This window comes from Stenotrophomonas sp. 63632_Sma (assembly GCF_056482875.1).
Map to the genome: position 1 here is coordinate 2,917,810 of NZ_CM151220.1, position 17,259 is coordinate 2,935,068.

Consider the following 17,259-nt stretch of genomic DNA (forward strand, 5'->3'; position numbering starts at 1 on the left):
GGTGTTCCTTTGTGTTTCATGCCGGGCGCCAGGCACCCGGCGGGGTCATCATTCGTGTTCGGCGAGGTAGGCCAGCAGGCGGTCTTCGTCCCATACCGGCACGCCCAGCGACTGCGCCTTGTCCAGCTTGGAGCCGGCCTCGGTACCGGCCACCACGAAGCTGGTCTTCTTCGACACGCTGCCGGAGACCTTGGCACCCAGCGCTTCCAGGCGTTCCTTGGCGGCATCGCGGGTGAGCTGGGCCAGGGTGCCGGTCAGCACCACGGTCTGCCCATCCAGCGGGCCGGCCACGATCTCGGCCAGCGCCGGCGCCTTGGCCAGGATCTGCTGCATCGCCTTCTCGGCCGCCAGCAACATCGCGCCATGGCCATCGGCATCGAGCCACGCAGCCAGGCCGCGTGCAGTGTCATCGGGCAGGCCGGCGTTGACGAACTGGCCATGCTCGGCGTCGAGCACTGCTTGCGCGCCGGAAAGCGCAGCGACCAGTTTTTCGGCGCGCAGGCGGGTGATGCCAGGGATCTCCGATTCGACCAGCAGCTGCGCCAGATCCAGCCCTTCGCGCAGCTTGGCACTGGGCGCATGCACATCGCTGATGCGCACCTGACCGACCTGCAGCAGGTCATCGATGGCCTGCTGGTTGCCCTGCTGCTCGAAGAAATGACCCAGCGAACGCGCCACTTCGCCGCCGATGTCCGGCACACGCTTGAACAGCGGCCACGGCAGGTGGCGGATAAGCTCCAGGTCACCGAACCACTGCGCCAGCGCCTTGGCCGTGCTCTCGCCCACGTGCTCGATGCCAAGCGCGAACAGCAGGCGCTCCAGCGTGGCCGCACGGCTGGCATCGATCGCCGCGATCAGGTTGTCGGCCCACTTGGTGGCGATCTTCTTCGTGTTCCATTCGAAGCTGGCCGGCTGTGCCAGCGCCTGTGCTCGCCAGCCCGGATCGTTGCCATCCAGCTTGAGCACCGCATTGAGCACCGCACCACTGCCTTCGGCGGGCAGGTGCAGCTTCAGCGCAGCCGCCAGTGCGGAAGGGTCCTCGGCATCCAGCACCAGCTTCAGATGCAGCAGCTGGTCACGGTTGAGCCGGTACAGATCGGCCACGCTTCTGACGATGCCGGCGTCGACCAGAGTTTCGATGTACTTGTCACCCAGGCCATCGATATCCATCGCGCGACGCGAGGCGAAATGGGCGATGGCTTCCTTGCGCTGCGCCGGGCAGGACAGTTCGCCCGAGCAGCGCCATGCGGCAGCACCTTCCTCGCGCACGATTTCCGAGCCGCACACCGGGCAGCGCGTCGGCATCTGCCACGGCGTGGTGCCCGGCGGGCGGCGATCAAGGATGACGCTGACCACTTCCGGAATCACATCACCGGCGCGGCGCACGATCACGCTGTCACCCACGCGCACATCCAGGCGTGCGATCTGGTCGGCGTTGTGCAACGTGGCGTTGGACACGATCACGCCTGCCACCGCCACCGGCGCCAGCCGCGCGACCGGTGTGGCTGCACCGGTGCGGCCGATCTGGATCTCGATCGCCTCTACCGTAGTGCTCTGTTCCTGTGCCGGGAACTTGTGCGCGATGGCCCAGCGCGGCGCACGCGAAACGAAGCCCATGGCCTGCTGGCCGGCGCGGTCATCCAGCTTGTAGACCACGCCATCGATATCGAACGGCAGGCCATCGCGGCGCTCACCGATATCGCGGTAGTAGCCGAGCAGGCCGTCGGTGCCTTCCACGACCTTGCACAGCTCACTGACCGGGAAGCCCCAGGCACCGAGCTGGGCCAGTGTGCCCGAATGGGTGTCCGGCAGCTCGCCGCCCTGCACTTCGCCGGTGCCGTAGGCGAAGAAACTCAGCCGGCGCTGCGCACTGATCTTCGGGTCGAGCTGGCGCAGCGAACCGGCGGCGGCGTTGCGCGGGTTGGCCAGCACCTTGCCGCCCTGCAGGCGCGCACGCTCGTTGTAGGACTCGAAGTCGGCGCGGGCCATGTAGACCTCACCACGCACCTCCAGCACATCCGGCCAGTCCTTGCCGTGCAGCCGCTTGGGAATATCACCGATCTCGCGCAGGTTGGCCGTCACGTCCTCGCCGGTACTGCCATCGCCGCGGGTCGCGCCGAGTACGAAATGACCGTCCTCGTAGCGCAGGCTGATCGCCAGGCCGTCCATCTTCGGCTCGGCCGAGAACCGCAGGCTGCGTCGGCCCAGGCGCTCGTCGATGCGGCGCACGAAATCTGCCACTTCCTCGTCGCTGAAGGCATTGGACAGCGACAGCATCGGCACCGCGTGGCGCACTTCCGGGAAGCGGCCGGAGGGGCGCGCACCGACCTGCTGGGTCGGGCTGTCGGCACGGGCCAGCTCCGGATGCTCGCGCTCCAGCGCTTCCAGCTCGCGCACCATCCGGTCGTAGTCGACGTCGGGGATCTCCGGCGCGTCCAGCTCATGGTAGGCGCGGTTGGCCTGGGCGATCTGCCGGCGAAGGTCTTCGGCGCGTTCGGCGGGGCTGGGGCTCATCGGGATCCGGTGGTTCTGGGATGGCCGGGGATTCTACCGCGCCCGACCGTCAGGCCCTGTAACGCTCCCGCCTTTGTAGCGTCGAGCTTGCTCGACTGGTGCTCCCTCGCTCTGGCAGGTGCCAACCACTCCCCCATCCTGGTACGTGCCAACCACTCCCCAGCTCTGGTACGTGCCAACCACTCCCCAGCTCTGGTACGTGCCAACCACCCTCCCGCTCTGGTAGGTGCCAACCACCCTCCCGCTCTGGTAGGTGCCAACCTTGGTTGGCACATCTGCAGTCAAGCATGGTTCGACTCCACAAAAAGCAGCTTGCCGCCCATCCCCACCGGCGCTAGCGTGCGACGGTCTTCCCTTCGGAATCCCGCCCGTGACCCTGCCCGCCTCCCGTCGACGCTTCCTGCAACTGGCCGGTGCTGGCCTCGCCGTCGCCGGCACCGGGCTGCCGCAGCTCGGCCATGCCCAACCCGCGACAGCCGCCGCCCCAGCCCCTGCCGAAGGCGCCGTACTACTGAACTTCAACGAATGCCCGTACGGCCCCTCGCGCGCCGCCCAGCAGGCGGCGCGCGACAGCATCGCCAGCTGCGGCCGCTACCGCTTCGCTCTGGCGGCACAGGTTCGCGATGCCTTCATCGAACAGGCGCGCATCCCGGCTGATCACGTGCGGCTGTATCCGGGTTCCAGCGAGCCGCTGAACCGCGCCGCCGTGCTATGGACCGGCCCGCAGGCGGGGCTGGTAGTGGCCGACCCGACCTTCGAGACGCTGGGCGAGGTCGCCGCCGCACACGGTGCACACGTGCAGAAAGTGCCGCTGCGCGAGGACGGTGCACACGACCTGCGTGCGATGGTCGCCGCCGCACACGCACGCCCGACCGGGCTGCTGTATGTGTGCAACCCGAACAACCCGACCGGCTCGATCAGCCCACCGGATGAGCTCGCCTGGCTGCTGGCCCACAAGCCCGCTTCCACCCGCGTGCTGTTGGACGAGGCGTATCTGCAGTACAGCGAACAGCCGAGCCTGATCGCGCAGGTGGCGCAGCGCGATGACCTGATCGTGTTGCGCACGTTCTCCAAGCTATATGGCATGGCCGGCCTGCGCCTGGGCGTGGCGACCGCACATCCCGACCGCCTGCGCGAGCTGGCCAGCCTCGGCGACAACCCGCTACCCGTGCCGGCACTGGCCGCTGCACTGGCCAGCCTGCGCGATCCGCAGTTGATTCCGCAGCGCCGCCTGCAGAATGCCAAGGTGCGGCAGGCCACCATCGCGTGGCTGGGCAAGCGTGGTTTCAGCTGCGTGCCGTCGGAAGCGAACTGCTTCGTGGTCGACGTGCAACGCGATGGCAGCGCGTTCGCCAAGGCGATGGCGGACAACGGCGTGGTGATCGGACGCAGCTGGCCGATCTGGCCACAGCGCGTGCGCGTGACCGTCGGCACCGAAGAAGAAATGGCCGCGTTCCGCCATGCGTTCGCGAAGGTGGCCGGCGTGCCGGCCTGATCCTGTTGGTGGGGGCGAACCTTGGTTCGCCCCATCCACGCATGGCGTGGATCTACTGTTGTGGGTGCCGACCTGGGCCCCTGTAGAGTCGAGCCATGCTCGACTGGGGCTTTCCCTACAAGCCTTACCGCACTCAAGCGATATCCAAGCTGCCTCGGCCAGCCAATGCTGAGGCATGCCCAGTCCACGTCTCCTGAGAGGCCGTTGGTCGCAACTGCGGAACGTCTACGCGATCACCACTGTCACTCACCAGCGCCATCGGCACTTTGATGATCCACACCAGGCCGCCGTCGTTGTAGCGGGCCTGCAGTGGATTCAGCAGGAGGGTCGATGCCTTAACCTCGCATGGGCGGTCATGCCAGATCATGTGCATTGGTTGATGCAACTGCGCTCAGGAACCCTTGCCGCGTCGGTCCAGATGATGAAATCCCGCTGCAGCCGACTCATAGGCATCGACGGGCCGCTCTGGCAGCGTGGTTACCATGATCACGCTGTGCGATGTGATGAGTCCCTGAGAAACCAAGCTCTGTACATCGCAGCGAATCCTGTGCGCGCCGGGCTGGCGGCACAGCTCGGCGATCATCCGTTTGCCTGGTGCCGGTGGTTCGATCGATCGCCCTAGAGGCGAGTCAGGGATGGCCGACCCTGTAGAGTCGAGCGATGCTCGACTGGGGCTTACCCTGGGATCCGCAAGTCGAGCATGGCTCGACTCTACAGAAAGGCAGTCGAGCATGGCTCGACTCCACAGTTGGGGGCTTACCAGCGCGGGGTCTTGGTCAGCGGCGGGGCCTGGTGCTGGCGGTCGTAGGCGCGCAGCTCGTCACGGATGTGTGCGATGCGCTGGCGGCCCAGGGCATTGCGGCTGTCATCGAGCACCACGCCATCCAGCAGTTCAGCCATGCGCTGCACCGTCGGCAGCATCTTCTCCCAGGCGTCCAGCGCGGTCAGCGGCGCCGGCAGGGTCAGGAAGAAGGCGATGGCCGGGGTTTCCATGGCACGGATGTTGGCCATGTCGAAGCTGCCCGGCTTCATGATGCTGGCCATCGAGAAGATCGGGCCGCGCTCGGGGTGGCCTTCCACCAGACGGTGGAACACGTTCATGTGGCCGAACACCAGGCCGGTCTTCTCAGCCGCCACCACGATGTCCTCACCACGAAGCTGCTCGCCGGCCCGGGCAGCCACGAACAAGGAGACGATCTTGTCGAAATCCTGGGTGGCGCGCTTGCCGAGATCACTGGCGCCCGGGTCGGTTTCGCCCAGACCAAGTTCGGCCTGCTCGCCTTCCGTGCCCATGCCCGGTTCGACGCGGCCATCGGCCACGGCGACGCCGTCTTCGCCCAGTACCGGTTCGCGGCGCTCGCCGCTGGTCGGTTCCGCGCCTTCCACGCGGCGCCCCTGGGGCTTCTTTTTCGGACGGCCAAACAGGAAGATCGCGGCGATCAACAGCAGGCCGGCGGCCAGGATGCCGATGCGCAACAGTGCCGTGTCGGACATTCGATAGGTTCTCCGGCTAGTTCATTCAGGTAACTAGGATGGCACGTCAGGCCGCGCCCGCCAATCGCGCGGCTTCTTCCAGGTCCACGCTGACCAGGCGGCTGACGCCCGGCTCGCGCATGGTCACGCCCGACAGCTGGTGCGCGGCCTCCATCGTCGCTTTGTTGTGGCTGACGAACAGGAACTGCACCTTTTCGCTCATCTCCTTGACCATGTTGGCCAGGCGGCCGACGTTGGCTTCGTCCAGCGGCGCGTCCACCTCGTCCAGCAGGCAGAACGGCGCGGGGTTCAGCTGGAAGATGGCGAACACCAGCGCCACCGCGGTCATCGCCTTCTCGCCGCCGGACAGCAGCGAGATGCTGGACACGCGCTTGCCCGGCGGACGCGCCATGATGGTCACACCGGTGTCGAGCAAGTCTTCACCGGTCAGTTCCAGGTAGGCGTGGCCGCCACCGAACAGGCGCGGGTACAGCGCCTGCACGCCAGCGTTGACACGATCGAAGGTGTCCTTGAAACGACCGCGGGTCTCGCGGTCGATCTTGCGGATGGCATCCTCAAGGGTTTCCAGCGCCGTGGTCAGGTCGGTGTGCTGCGAATCCAGGTAATCCGAGCGCTGCGAAGCCTCGCCGTACTCGTGGATGGCGGCCAGGTTGACCGGCTCCAGCCGGCGCATGCGGCCATCGATCTGGTGCACGGCCTGCTCCCAGTCACCCAGGCGGGCGTCCTCGGGCAGTGCGTTGAGCACGTCCTGCAGCACGAACCCGGCCTTCTCCACCGCGCCCTGCAGGGTATCCGCGCTGAGCACCAGCGCCTGCTGGTCCAGCTTGCGCTGCGAAATACGCTCGCGCTGGGCCAGCGCCTGTTCGTCACGCTGGTGACGGGTCTGCTCGTAATTGCGCAGCTCGGCGTCGATGCCGTCCAGCAGCGTGCGCGCCTCGGTCAGCACGCGATCGGCACGCACACGCTCTTCCAGTGCGTTCTGGTGCTCGGCCTGCAGCGACTCGACCGGCGAATCACCTTCGTCCAGCTGCGAATGCAGTTCGCCCAGTCGCGAATCCAACTGCCCGCGCTGGGTACCCATGCGTTCCAGCGCTTGGCTCAGTGAAGCCAGCTGCGCCCGCTGCGATTCCAGGGTCAGCGCCAACGAGTGCGAGCGCTCGCGCACCGCTCGCGCGGCGTCTCTGGCCAGGTCGCGGGCCTCGGTCAGCTGGCGGCGCTCACCCTCCAGCCGTTGCCGGGTCGATTCCAGGTCGCCCATGCTGCTGACCGCGTTTTCCAACCGCGACCGCGCTTCACGCGCCTGCTCGTTGTTGGCTTCCAGCGCTTCCTGCAGCTGCTTCAGTTCACCTTCGATGCGGTCGATGCGCGTTCGCGCCGCCTCCACCTTGCCCTGCTGTCCCTGCAATTGGCCAGCCAGTTCAGAGACCGCACGATGGGCCTGGTACAGCGCACGCTGCGCGTCTTCGCGCTGCTGCTCAGCGGCCTGCAACTGCTCGCGGAAACCACTCAGCTGTTCTTCCAGCTCGGCTTCGCGATCCTGCAGTTGCTCGATCTGCTCACGCAGCTCGTTGATCTCACGTTCGCGCAGCAGCGCGCCCTGCTGGGCCGCACCGGAGCGCGACACGCGCAGCCAGCCCTGGCCCAGGCGCTCGCCGCTCCGGGTGATGATCGAATCGCCTTCCGGAAGACTGCCCTGCAACACCTTCGCCTCGGACAGGTCCTTGGCTGCGTGCAGGTGCGCCAGCAGGCGACGGATCGCGGCCGGGCCACGCACGCGGGCCGCCAGCGAGGTTGGCGCGACCTTCAGGTCCGCGCCATCGTTGGCAACCAGCGCGATGTGGCCCTCGCCCAATTCGCCGAGGGCATCGACCAGGCTGGCCGGATCATCAACCAGCACGCCTTCGATCAATTGGCCGAGCGCGCTTTCCACCGCGTTTTCCCAGCCGGCATCAACGTCCAGGCGTTCGCCGACACGCGCCGCCGAATCCAGTCCACGCGCCTTCAACCAGGCCACGGCCGCGCCCTGCTCCTGGCCCAGCGCGGCCTGCTGCAGGGTTTCCAGCGAAGCCAGGCGACCGCGCAGGCCGTTGGCCTGCTTGCGCAGTTCGGCCAGTTCGTTCTGGCCATTGCGCTGCTGTTCCTGCACCGTCGCCACGCCCTGCTTGCGCAGCTCGACGTCTTCGCTCAATTCATCCAGCGCGGTCTTCTGCGTGTCGTGCTGCAGGTGCAGCTGCTCGAAGGCTTCTTCCAGCGCGTCCACGTCCAGCCCGGCGCGCTCGGCGGCCAGGGCCTCGCGACGCCGGTCAGCGTCGAGGATCTGCTTGTCCAGGTAGTCCACGCGCGTGCGCTCGACATCGCCGGCGCGCGACGCCTCCGAACTCTGCGAGGTGTGCTGCTCCCAGCGCTGCTGCCAGCTGGCCAGCCGGTCCTCGGCCTCGCGCAGGCTTTCCTGCTTGATCTCGTTCTCTTCCTGCAGTTCTTCCAGCTGCGGGGTGGCGGCCTCCACCGCCTCGCGCAGCACCATCAGCTTGGCTTCGTCGCCGCTGATGTGCTGGCCCAGTTCGGCCAACGCCTGGCGGGTCTCGTCGCGCGCCTTGTGCAGGCGCTGCGACAGCTCGCGCTGGTGCTGGATCTGCTGCTCCAGGCGCGCCAGCGTGCTGCCGACCTGATAGACCGCAGCCTGCGCGGTGTTGAGCGCGTCGGCGGCCTCTTCGCGTCGAACGCGCGAGGTCTCGATGCGGGCCTCGGCATCACGCTGATCGGCGATCAGCTGCTGCAGCTTGGTCTCTTCCTGCGACAGCCCTTCGCGCAGCTTGGACAGGCGACCGTCCAACCCGCGGAATTCCAGGGCCTTCCACTCGGCATCCTTGACCCGGCGCTCTTCCTGCAGCGCCTGGTACTGCTCGGCCTGCCTGGCCTGGCGCTTGAGGTGTTCGAGCTGCTTGCTGATCTCGTCGCGCAGGTCGCCCAGCCGGTCCAGGTTCTCGCGGGTGTGGCGGATGCGGGTCTCGGTCTCCTTGCGGCGCTCCTTGTACTTGGAGATGCCGGCCGCCTCCTCCAGGTACACGCGCAGGTCTTCCGGGCGCGCCTCGATGATCTGGCTGATCATGCCCTGTTCGATGATCGAGTAGCTGCGCGGGCCCAGGCCGGTGCCGAGGAACAGGTCGGTGATGTCGCGGCGGCGGCACTTGGTGCCGTTGAGGTAATAGTTGCTGGTGCCGTCGCGGCTGACCGTGCGCTTGACCGAGATTTCGTTGAACGAGGCGTACTCGCCCGAGATCGTGTGGTCGGAGTTGTCGAAGATCAGCTCAACCGTGGCCTGCGACACCGGCTTGCGGGCGTTGGAGCCGGAGAAGATCACGTCGGTCAGCGAGTCGCCACGCAGGCGGCTGGCCGAGCTCTCGCCCATGACCCAGCGCACGGCGTCGATGATGTTCGACTTGCCGCAGCCATTGGGGCCCACCACGCCGGTCATGTTGGTCGGCAGGTGCAGGGTGGTCGGATCGACGAACGACTTGAAGCCGGACAGCTTGATCGTGGAAAGACGCATAGGGGTTCCGGACTGGGGCCGGCAAGCGGCCTGCGTTTACCCTCCAAGTCATTGATCCTGCTGGGATCGATGCCCGTGGAACGGGTGTGACGCCCTGAGTATACCGATGTGGCCGTGTTCTACGAATGGGCGTGGAACATTGTCCAGCCCCACCCCGCCGGCCGGACGTGGCCCGACGCCACGAAACGGAGCCATAAAACAAAACGGGCACCCTTGCGGGCGCCCGTTCTGCGGTGATTCCAGGCCTTGCGGCGTGGGATCAGGCTTCGGCGACGACGACGACCTTGACGGTGGTCTCGACGTCGGCGTGCAGGTGGACCAGCACGTCGTATTCGCCGATGTTGCGGAAGGCGCCTTCGCCCAGGATGACTTCGCTCTTGCTGACCGGCAGGCCGGCAGCGGTGAAGGCATCGGCGATTTCGCGGGCGCCGACCGAGCCGTACAGCTTGCCTTCGGTCGAAGCGTTGGCCGGGATGGTCACGCTCGCGCCTTCCAGCTTGGCCTTGCGGGCGTCAGCGTCGGCGTGGATGGCCTGGGCCTTGGCTTCGTATTCGGCGCGCTTGGCTTCGAACTCGGCCTTGTTGCTCTCGGTGGCCGGAACGGCCTTGCCCTGCGGCACGAGGAAGTTACGGCCGTAGCCCGGCTTCACGTCGACCAGGTCGCCCAGATTGCCGAGGTTGGTGACTTTCTGCAGGAGGATCAGCTGCATGGTATTGCTCCAGATAAGTTATTCGTTAGCGAGGCGATGCCCCGCAACAAAGGCTGTCCGAATAGCTGGCACAGCGGGGGCGGCACCGGGCCGCCCCGCCGGGCATCAGACGTCGTGGTTGTCGGTGTACGGGATCAGGGCCAGGAAGCGAGCGCGCTTGACGGCGGTCGCCAGCTGACGCTGGTACTTCGACTTGGTACCGGTGACGCGGCTCGGCACGATCTTGCCGTTCTCGGTCAGATACTGGCGCAGGGTGTTGAGATCCTTGTAGTCGATCTCCTTCACACCTTCAGCCGTGAACTTGCAGAACTTGCGGCGACGGAAGAACTTGGACATGGGAAGGCTCCTTAGGCGGCGGAAGCGGCGTCGTCGCCGGCTTCGTTGTCAGCGGTGGTGGTGGACTCGCCTTCTTCGTCGTCACGACGACGGCGCTCACCGCGCTCCGGCTTGTCACCCTTCTCGTCCTTGCTCTTCATGATCAGCGACTGCTCGGTGTCAGCCTCGTCACGCTTGATGACCAGGTTGCGCAGCACGGCGTCGTTGAAGCGGAAGCTTTCGGTCAGTTCGTTCAGAACGGCCTGGTCGGCTTCGATGTTCATCAGCACGTAGTGGGCCTTCACCAGGTTCTGGATCGGGTACGCCAGCTGGCGGCGGCCCCAGTCTTCCAGACGGTGGATGGTGCCGTTGCCGTTCTCGACCAGCGACTTGTAGCGCTCGATCATGGCCGGGACCTGCTCGCTCTGGTCCGGGTGGACCATGAACACGATTTCGTAATGACGACTCATGTTTTTTCTACCTTTCGGATGTGGCCTCGCGGCCGGACAGCCCCCCGCCGTTGAGACCGCGGTGGGGCAAGGATTCCCGCCAGGAAGGCAGGAAGCCGCGCATTATGGCGCAGATGGGGTGGCCGGGCAACCGGCGGGCCACAGGGCAACCTGAACCGGGCTACCCCAGATCCACATGAAGGCGGTGCTGGCCGCATTCCAGGCACTGGAACAGGCAGCCAATCATCTCCCCGTCCCGGCTCAGGTGGTCCAGCACCCAGTCGGCGTCGCGCGGGTTGACCTCGACCACGTCGGGCCGGACCTCGTCGAGGATGGGCAGCAGATCTTCGCTGCCGGCGTAACCGAGGAAGGCGCAGGGCCGCTCACAATGGCTGAGCCAGACCGACTGCTGCCAGGACGAGTAGCCCGGGGTGCGCTCGCAGATCTCCAGCAGCAGCTCGCGGGCGATGGTCGGCGGCGGATCGGCCGGATCCGGGGATACCCCCTCGATATCGCTCCAGCCGGTGAATTCACCCTCGTAACTGGCCACTGCCCTGCCATCGGCAATGCACCAGGGGCACAGGTAATCGGGGCTCAGAACGGAGTAGAACGGCCCCCGGTAGCGCAGTGTGCGCGGCTGACCGCAGCAGTCGCAGACCCCGTCGACCTCTTCGAAGGAGAGGGCGTAGGCATTGGGGTGATAAATGAAAAGCGGTCGTTCCATCCGTGGATCCCTTCCCTGCCGACCAAGGTTGGCATCTACCAGCGCCCGGCCATGCCCGGCGGACGCCAGAACCAGCCCTCAGGCCTTGTCGGCGTCGGTGGTGAAGCTTTCACCGCAGCCACACTCGGCGGTGGCGTTCGGGTTGCTGAACGTGAACGTTTCGCTCAGGCCGTGCTTGCCGAAGTCGATCACGGTGCCGTCCACCAGCGCCAGGCTCTTGGCATCGACATAGATCTTCACGCCGTCCTGCTCGAACACGGTATCGCCCTCGCGCTCGTCGCGGGCCAGGTCGGTGATGTGACCCCAGCCCGAGCAACCGGTCTTGGTCACGCCGAAACGCAGGCCCAGCGCGCCAGGGGTCTGGGCGACAAAGCGCTGCACGCGCTCGAAGGCAATGGGGGTCAGGCTGACGGCCATGGGGCTACTCCATAGGTACGGGGACATTATAAGGAGCCGTTGCCACGAAAAATGCCTCGCAAGCAGAACGCTGCAACCGGTAAACTCCCGTGTTCACAGATCGAGTCGATCAGCAGAGGATTCAAGTCATGACGGTGGTCAGCGTTGAACATGCGCTTGCCGGGAAGATCCCGGAAGGCGGCGAAGTCACGGTACGCGGATGGGTGCGCACGGTGCGCGGTTCAGCGAATCTGGCCTTCGTGAATGTGAGCGACGGCTCCTGCTTCGCGCCGATCCAGGTCGTGGCCGGCGACAGCCTGGCCAACTTCGATGAGATCAAGCGCCTGACCAGCGGCTGCTCGGTCATCGCCACCGGCACCCTGGTGAAGTCGCAGGGCAAGGGCCAGTCGTTCGAGATCCAGGCCAGCGCGCTGGAAGTGGTCGGCTGGGTCGAAGACCCGCTCACCTACCCGATCCAGCCCAAGCCGATGTCGCCGGAGTTCCTGCGCGAAGTGGCGCACCTGCGCCCGCGCACCAACCTGTTCGGCGCGGTCACCCGCATCCGCAACTGCCTGGCCCAGGCCGTGCACCGTTTCTTCCACGAGAACGGCTTCAACTGGATCAGCACCCCGATCATCACCACCTCCGACGCCGAAGGCGCCGGCCAGATGTTCCGCGTGTCCACCCTGGACATGGTGAACCTGCCGCGTGACGAGAAGGGCGCGATCGATTTCAGCCGCGACTTCTTCGGCAAGGAAACCTTCCTGACCGTGTCCGGCCAGCTGAACGTCGAGGCCTACTGCCTGGCGCTGAGCAAGGTCTACACCTTCGGCCCGACCTTCCGCGCCGAGAACAGCCACACCACCCGCCACCTGGCGGAGTTCTGGATGATCGAGCCGGAAATCGCCTTCGCCGACCTGGCCGAAGACGCGCGCCTGGCCGAAGAGTTCCTGAAGTACCTGTTCCGTGCGGTGCTGAACGAGCGTGGCGACGACCTGGCCTTCATCGCCGAGCGCGTGGACAAGAACGCGATCACCAAGCTGGAAGACTTCATCAATGCGCCGTTCGAGCGCATCGACTACACCGATGCGGTCAGCCTGCTGCAGAAGTCCGGCAAGAAGTTCGACTTCCCGGTCGAATGGGGCCTGGACCTGCAGACCGAGCACGAACGCTGGCTGACCGAAGAACACGTCGGCCGCCCGGTGGTGGTGACCAACTATCCGGAGCACATCAAGGCCTTCTACATGCGCCTGAACGACGACGGCAAGACCGTTGCCGCGATGGACGTGCTGGCCCCGGGCATCGGCGAGATCATCGGCGGCAGCCAGCGCGAAGAGCGCCTGGACGTGCTGGATGCGCGCATGGCCCAGTTCGGCCTGGATCGTGAGCACTACAGCTGGTATCGCGACTTCCGCCGCTATGGTTCGGTGCCGCACGCCGGCTTCGGCCTGGGCTTCGAACGCCTGGTGGTGTACGTCTGCGGGCTGTCCAACATCCGCGATGCGATCCCCTACCCGCGCGCCCCGGGCAGCGCGGACTTCTAAGCCCCACACGACCACGGAGGTACCGCTCCCATGACCCTGTTCTTCGCCCTCTGTTTCGTCGGCGTTGCAGTGGCCGGGTTCAGTGCCTTCGTGATCTTCTGGCCGCTGACCCTGGTGCACGTACGCGATCGCCATCCGGCGCTCGCCGAGCGCTTCGGCAGCGGTGCCTTCCTCAAGCCCGATGCCCTGGCCTGGCTGCTGCGCCGTGACTATCGCCAGCAGCCGGACCGCTCGCTGTCCGGGCTGGCGACGCCGGCCTGGGTATCGCTGCTGACCCTGCTGGCCGGACTGGGCATGGCCGCCCTGCTCTGGCTGGCCTCGCTCTGGTAACACATCCATGAATGACATCACCGCCTCGCGCGACAGCTGGTGGCTGGCCAGCCTCGGCAACACCCTGATCTGGGCGCGCCTGCGCGTGCGCCCGGCCGGCACCGCCGAAGTGCTCGACAGCGATGGCAACACGCTGAGCTATGACAGCGAAGACACCGCGCGTTCGCAGCTGTTCGACGCCGAATTCGTCGAGTACGACGGCTTGGACGAGGAAGACGCGCTGGTGCGCGGCTTCAGTCTGCACGAAGTGCAGCCGCCGCAGGCCGACAGCGATGAGGGCCTGCGCGGCCGCATGATCCAGTCGCTGGGCGGGCGCGCCTGACCCCTGCATGTTCACCCCGCGCGCCTTCGCCGAGACCGACCTGCTCTGGCTGGACCGCCTGCTGGCGCGCGACCCGTTCGTTACCGTGCTTACGCCCGGCAGCGATGGCCTGCCGGAGCTGACCCGGATGCCGGTGCTGTACCGGCGTGACGGCGACCAGATCGAACTGCGCGGCCACTGGGCGCGCGCCAACCCGCAGTCGCGCCACCGCGGCGCGGCCAAGGTACTGATCGATGGTCCGCATGGCTACGTCTCGGCCAGCTGGTATCCGGACAAGGAACCCGCTGCGCGGGTACCCACCTGGAACTACGCCGCTGCCGAGCTGCGTGGCCAGCTGCAGACCTTCGACGATACCGAGGCGCTGGCCGAACTGGTCGGCGCGATCAGCGACCGCTTCGAAGCGAGTGTCGGCCAGGCCTGGCAGTTCGATGCCACGCGTGCCGAACATGGCCCGGAGCTGCGCGCCATCGTCGGCTTCCGTTTCCAGGTCGAACAGGTGCAGCTGAAGCTCAAGCTGAGCCAGAACCATCCCGATGCGAACCAGCGCGCGGTGATCACCGAACTGGAACAGCTGGGCACCCCCGCTTCCACCGAGTTGGCGCAGTGGATGCGCTGGCACCGCGAACAGGCCGCCCGCAGCGACTGAACGCCCCAGATTCCCGCGACGACGCAGCCGGGCGGCTGCGGCGAGCCCCCACCCGACGCCAGGGACCCATACATGAAAGACATCCACAAACTGCTGCAGAACAACCGCGACTGGGCCGACCGCATCGAGAAGGAAGACCCCGAGTTCTTCCACCAGCTCGCCAAGCAGCAGCACCCCGAATACCTGTGGATCGGCTGTTCCGATTCGCGCGTGCCGGCCAACCAGATCATCGGCATGGCCCCGGGTGAAGTGTTCGTGCACCGCAACGTCGCCAACGTGGTCGCCCACACCGATCTGAACTGCCTGAGCGTGGTGCAGTACGCGGTAGACCAGCTGAAGGTGAAGCACATCCTGATCGTCGGCCACTACGGCTGCGGCGGCGTGCATGCCTGCCTGCACAACACCCGCGTCGGCCTGGCCGACAACTGGCTGCGCCACGTTGGCGACGTGATGCAGAAGCACACCGGCATCCTCGATGCGATCGAGACCGACGAGCTAAAGCACGCACGCCTGTGCGAACTGAACGTGATCGAGCAGGTGGCCAATCTGTGCCGCTCGACCATCGTGCAGGACGCCTGGGCCCGCGGCCAGAAGCTGATGGTGCACGGCTGGGTCTACAGCCTGAAGGACGGACGCGTGCGCGAGATGGGCATCGACGTCGGTTCGCAGGAAGAACTGCAGCCGGCCTACGAAAAGGCCCTGTCCTACGTCCCGCGCAAGGGCAAGCGCGACTGATCCCTTACGGATGACCACCATGCTCGCTTCGCCGATCAACCTGCACGCCTGGATCGAAGAAAACCGCCACCTGCTGAAGCCGCCGGTGGGCAACAAGATGATCGACAACGGAGACTTCATCGTGATGGTGGTGGGCGGGCCGAACTCGCGTACCGACTTCCACTACGACGAAGGCCCCGAGTGGTTCTACCAGCTCGAAGGCGAGATGGTGCTGAAGGTGCAGGAAGACGGCGCAGTGCGCGACATTCCGATCCGCGCCGGCGAGATCTTCCTGCTGCCGGCAAAGGTTCCGCACTCGCCGCGGCGCCCGCCCGGTGGTATCGGTCTGGTGGTCGAGCGCAAGCGCCTGCCGCACGAGATGGACGGCGTGATCTGGCATTGCGAACGCTGCAACCACAAGCTGCACGAAGAGTATTTCCCGCTGCAGAACATCGAAACCGACCTGCCCAAGGTATTCGCGCGTTACCACGCCAGCCTGGAACTGCGTACCTGCAGCGAGTGCGGGCACGTGGACCCGCTGCCGGCGCCAGCGGTCGGCTGAGCCTCGAACGGTAGTCGCCCACCCTGGTGGGCGCATGCTCGCCCCCGCTCTGGTAGATGCCCACCTTGTAGATGCCCACCTTGGTGGGCGCTTGCTTGTACGTGCGCCAACCAAGGTTGGCGACAACCGGGTCATGCGGCGCTGGCGTTGGGTTGGCAGCTACCGGGCCATGCCCCAGGCGCTACACTGGCGGTCCCGTTGCAGCCTGTTGCCCGACCATGTCCGACCTGCTCAGCCGCACCCACGCCATTGCCCTGGACGCCGCCGATCCGCTGCGCCCGCTGCGCAATGAATTCCTGATTCCGCGCCATGGCGGCGGCGAGCAGACCTACTTCGTCGGCAACTCGCTGGGCCTGCAGCCGCGTGGCGCGCAGGCGGCCGTGCAGGAAGTGATGAAGCAGTGGGGTGAGCTGGCGGTGGAAGGCCACTTCACCGGCCCGACGCAGTGGCTGTCCTACCACCGCCTGGTGAGCGCGCAGCTGGCCCGCGTGGTCGGTGCGCTGCCCAGCGAGGTGGTTGCAATGAACACGCTGAGCGTGAACCTGCACCTGATGATGGTCAGCTTCTACCGGCCCACGGCCGAGCGCCCGGTGATCCTGATGGAAGCCGGCGCATTCCCGACCGATCGCCACGCGGTGGAAGCACAGATCCGCTTCCATGGTTTCGACCCGGCCGAGTGCCTGGTGGAAGTGCAGCCGGACGAGGCCAACGGCACGATTTCACTGACCGCGATCGAGCATGCCATCGCCGAGCACGGTTCACGCCTGGCGCTGGTGCTGTGGCCCGGCGTGCAGTACCGCACCGGCCAGGCCTTCGACCTCGATGCGATCACCCGCGCCTCACGCCTGCAGGGCGCGCGTATCGGCTTCGACCTGGCACACTCGGTCGGCAACCTGCCGCTGCGCCTGCATGACGTGGCCCCTGATTTCGCCGTGTGGTGCCACTACAAGTACCTCAACAGCGGCCCGGGCGCGGTTGCCGGCGCCTTCGTCCACGAGCGCCATCACCGCGACACCAGCCTGCCGCGCTTTGCCGGCTGGTGGGGCCATGAGGAATCCACCCGCTTCCAGATGGCACCGCAGTTCACGCCGGCCATCGGTGCCGAAGGCTGGCAGCTGAGCAATCCGCCAATCCTCGGCCTGGCGCCGCTGCGCGCCTCGCTGGACCTGTTCGAGCGCGCCGGCATGGAGGCGCTGCGCAGCAAGTCGCTGGCACTGACCGGCATGCTCGAAGCACTGGTCCGTGCGCGCCTGTCCGGCGTGCTGGACATCATCACCCCGGCCGAGCCGCAGCGCCGTGGCTGCCAGTTGTCGCTGCGCGTGATCGGTGGCCGCGAGCGCGGCCGTGCGCTGTTCGAGCATCTGCGCGGCATCGGCGTGCTCGGCGACTGGCGCGAACCCGACGTGATCCGCATCTCGCCCACGCCGCTCTACAACCGCTACCTGGACGTGCACCACTTCGTCGAGGAAGTGGAAGCCTGGGCCGGCCTCTAAGC

At 66.5% G+C, this 17,259-nt stretch carries 17 protein-coding genes; 9 read left to right on the forward strand and 8 right to left on the reverse strand.

The annotated features are described in order from the left end of the window. Nucleotides 1-48: 48 nt before the first annotated feature. Nucleotides 49-2,520 carry an NAD-dependent DNA ligase LigA gene (ligA, locus tag ACZK45_RS13605; protein ID WP_180837543.1) on the reverse strand — a complete coding sequence of 824 codons (2,472 nt, stop codon included), beginning with the start codon at nt 2,518-2,520 and terminating at the stop codon, nt 49-51. 364 nt (nt 2,521-2,884) lie between these two features. Here ligA and ACZK45_RS13610 point away from each other — a divergent pair, with 364 nt between their 5' ends. Together ACZK45_RS13610 and ACZK45_RS13615 are read left to right on the forward strand one after the other, a co-directional pair. Further along, nucleotides 2,885-4,009, forward strand: coding sequence for a pyridoxal phosphate-dependent aminotransferase (locus ACZK45_RS13610; RefSeq protein ID WP_478444828.1), 1,125 nt, complete (start codon nt 2,885-2,887; stop codon nt 4,007-4,009). Nucleotides 4,010-4,184: 175 nt separating this feature from the next. Further along, complete coding sequence (locus ACZK45_RS13615) at nt 4,185-4,631, forward strand: REP-associated tyrosine transposase (protein WP_080103081.1); 447 nt, start codon at nt 4,185-4,187, stop codon at nt 4,629-4,631. A 134-nt stretch (nt 4,632-4,765) separates the two neighbouring features. Here ACZK45_RS13615 and zipA read toward each other — a convergent pair whose 3' ends face one another. The 7 genes from zipA to ACZK45_RS13650 form a co-directional block, all read right to left on the reverse strand. Then, the gene (zipA, locus tag ACZK45_RS13620) at nt 4,766-5,503 is read right to left on the reverse strand and encodes a cell division protein ZipA (RefSeq protein WP_006376490.1); all 738 of its coding nucleotides are present in this window, start codon (nt 5,501-5,503) and stop codon (nt 4,766-4,768) included. A 46-nt stretch (nt 5,504-5,549) separates the two neighbouring features. Then, the gene (smc, locus tag ACZK45_RS13625) at nt 5,550-9,053 is read right to left on the reverse strand and encodes a chromosome segregation protein SMC (protein WP_478444829.1); all 3,504 of its coding nucleotides are present in this window, start codon (nt 9,051-9,053) and stop codon (nt 5,550-5,552) included. A 259-nt stretch (nt 9,054-9,312) separates the two neighbouring features. Beyond that, a complete protein-coding gene (gene rplI / locus ACZK45_RS13630) occupies nt 9,313-9,762 on the reverse strand; it encodes a 50S ribosomal protein L9 (RefSeq protein ID WP_014037734.1) in 450 nt (149 codons plus the stop codon). Between the two features lie 105 nt (nt 9,763-9,867). Further along, nucleotides 9,868-10,098 (reverse strand): 30S ribosomal protein S18, encoded by a 231-nt coding sequence (rpsR, locus tag ACZK45_RS13635; RefSeq protein ID WP_002804494.1) that lies wholly within the window; start codon nt 10,096-10,098, stop codon nt 9,868-9,870. 11 nt (nt 10,099-10,109) lie between these two features. After that, nucleotides 10,110-10,547 (reverse strand): 30S ribosomal protein S6, encoded by a 438-nt coding sequence (gene rpsF / locus ACZK45_RS13640; protein ID WP_006452997.1) that lies wholly within the window; start codon nt 10,545-10,547, stop codon nt 10,110-10,112. Nucleotides 10,548-10,707: 160 nt separating this feature from the next. Further along, on the reverse strand, nt 10,708-11,250 hold the full coding sequence (locus ACZK45_RS13645; protein WP_478444830.1) for a CbrC family protein: 543 nt from the start codon (nt 11,248-11,250) through the stop codon (nt 10,708-10,710). 78 nt (nt 11,251-11,328) lie between these two features. After that, nucleotides 11,329-11,667 carry a HesB/IscA family protein gene (locus ACZK45_RS13650; protein ID WP_005410230.1) on the reverse strand — a complete coding sequence of 113 codons (339 nt, stop codon included), beginning with the start codon at nt 11,665-11,667 and terminating at the stop codon, nt 11,329-11,331. A 128-nt stretch (nt 11,668-11,795) separates the two neighbouring features. Here ACZK45_RS13650 and asnS point away from each other — a divergent pair, with 128 nt between their 5' ends. The 7 genes from asnS to kynU all read left to right on the forward strand — a co-directional run bounded on the left by asnS (nt 11,796) and on the right by kynU (nt 17,257). Next, nucleotides 11,796-13,190, forward strand: a complete 1,395-nt coding sequence (gene asnS, locus ACZK45_RS13655) for an asparagine--tRNA ligase (RefSeq protein ID WP_032127679.1) — start codon at nt 11,796-11,798, stop codon at nt 13,188-13,190. A gap of 30 nt (nt 13,191-13,220) precedes the next feature. Continuing rightward, complete coding sequence (locus ACZK45_RS13660) at nt 13,221-13,520, forward strand: hypothetical protein (protein WP_005417403.1); 300 nt, start codon at nt 13,221-13,223, stop codon at nt 13,518-13,520. A 7-nt stretch (nt 13,521-13,527) separates the two neighbouring features. Continuing rightward, a complete protein-coding gene (locus tag ACZK45_RS13665; RefSeq protein ID WP_006453002.1) occupies nt 13,528-13,842 on the forward strand; it encodes a hypothetical protein in 315 nt (104 codons plus the stop codon). A gap of 7 nt (nt 13,843-13,849) precedes the next feature. Beyond that, nucleotides 13,850-14,488 carry an FMN-binding negative transcriptional regulator gene (locus ACZK45_RS13670; RefSeq protein ID WP_180837523.1) on the forward strand — a complete coding sequence of 213 codons (639 nt, stop codon included), beginning with the start codon at nt 13,850-13,852 and terminating at the stop codon, nt 14,486-14,488. Nucleotides 14,489-14,560: 72 nt separating this feature from the next. Next, nucleotides 14,561-15,223 carry a carbonate dehydratase gene (can, locus tag ACZK45_RS13675; protein WP_014037740.1) on the forward strand — a complete coding sequence of 221 codons (663 nt, stop codon included), beginning with the start codon at nt 14,561-14,563 and terminating at the stop codon, nt 15,221-15,223. 19 nt (nt 15,224-15,242) lie between these two features. After that, the gene (locus ACZK45_RS13680; RefSeq protein ID WP_032127723.1) at nt 15,243-15,764 is read left to right on the forward strand and encodes a 3-hydroxyanthranilate 3,4-dioxygenase; all 522 of its coding nucleotides are present in this window, start codon (nt 15,243-15,245) and stop codon (nt 15,762-15,764) included. 218 nt (nt 15,765-15,982) lie between these two features. Further along, entirely contained in the window at nt 15,983-17,257 is a 1,275-nt protein-coding gene (gene kynU / locus ACZK45_RS13685; RefSeq protein WP_478444831.1) for a kynureninase, read from the forward strand. The last annotated feature ends 2 nt before the right edge of the window (nt 17,258-17,259 follow it).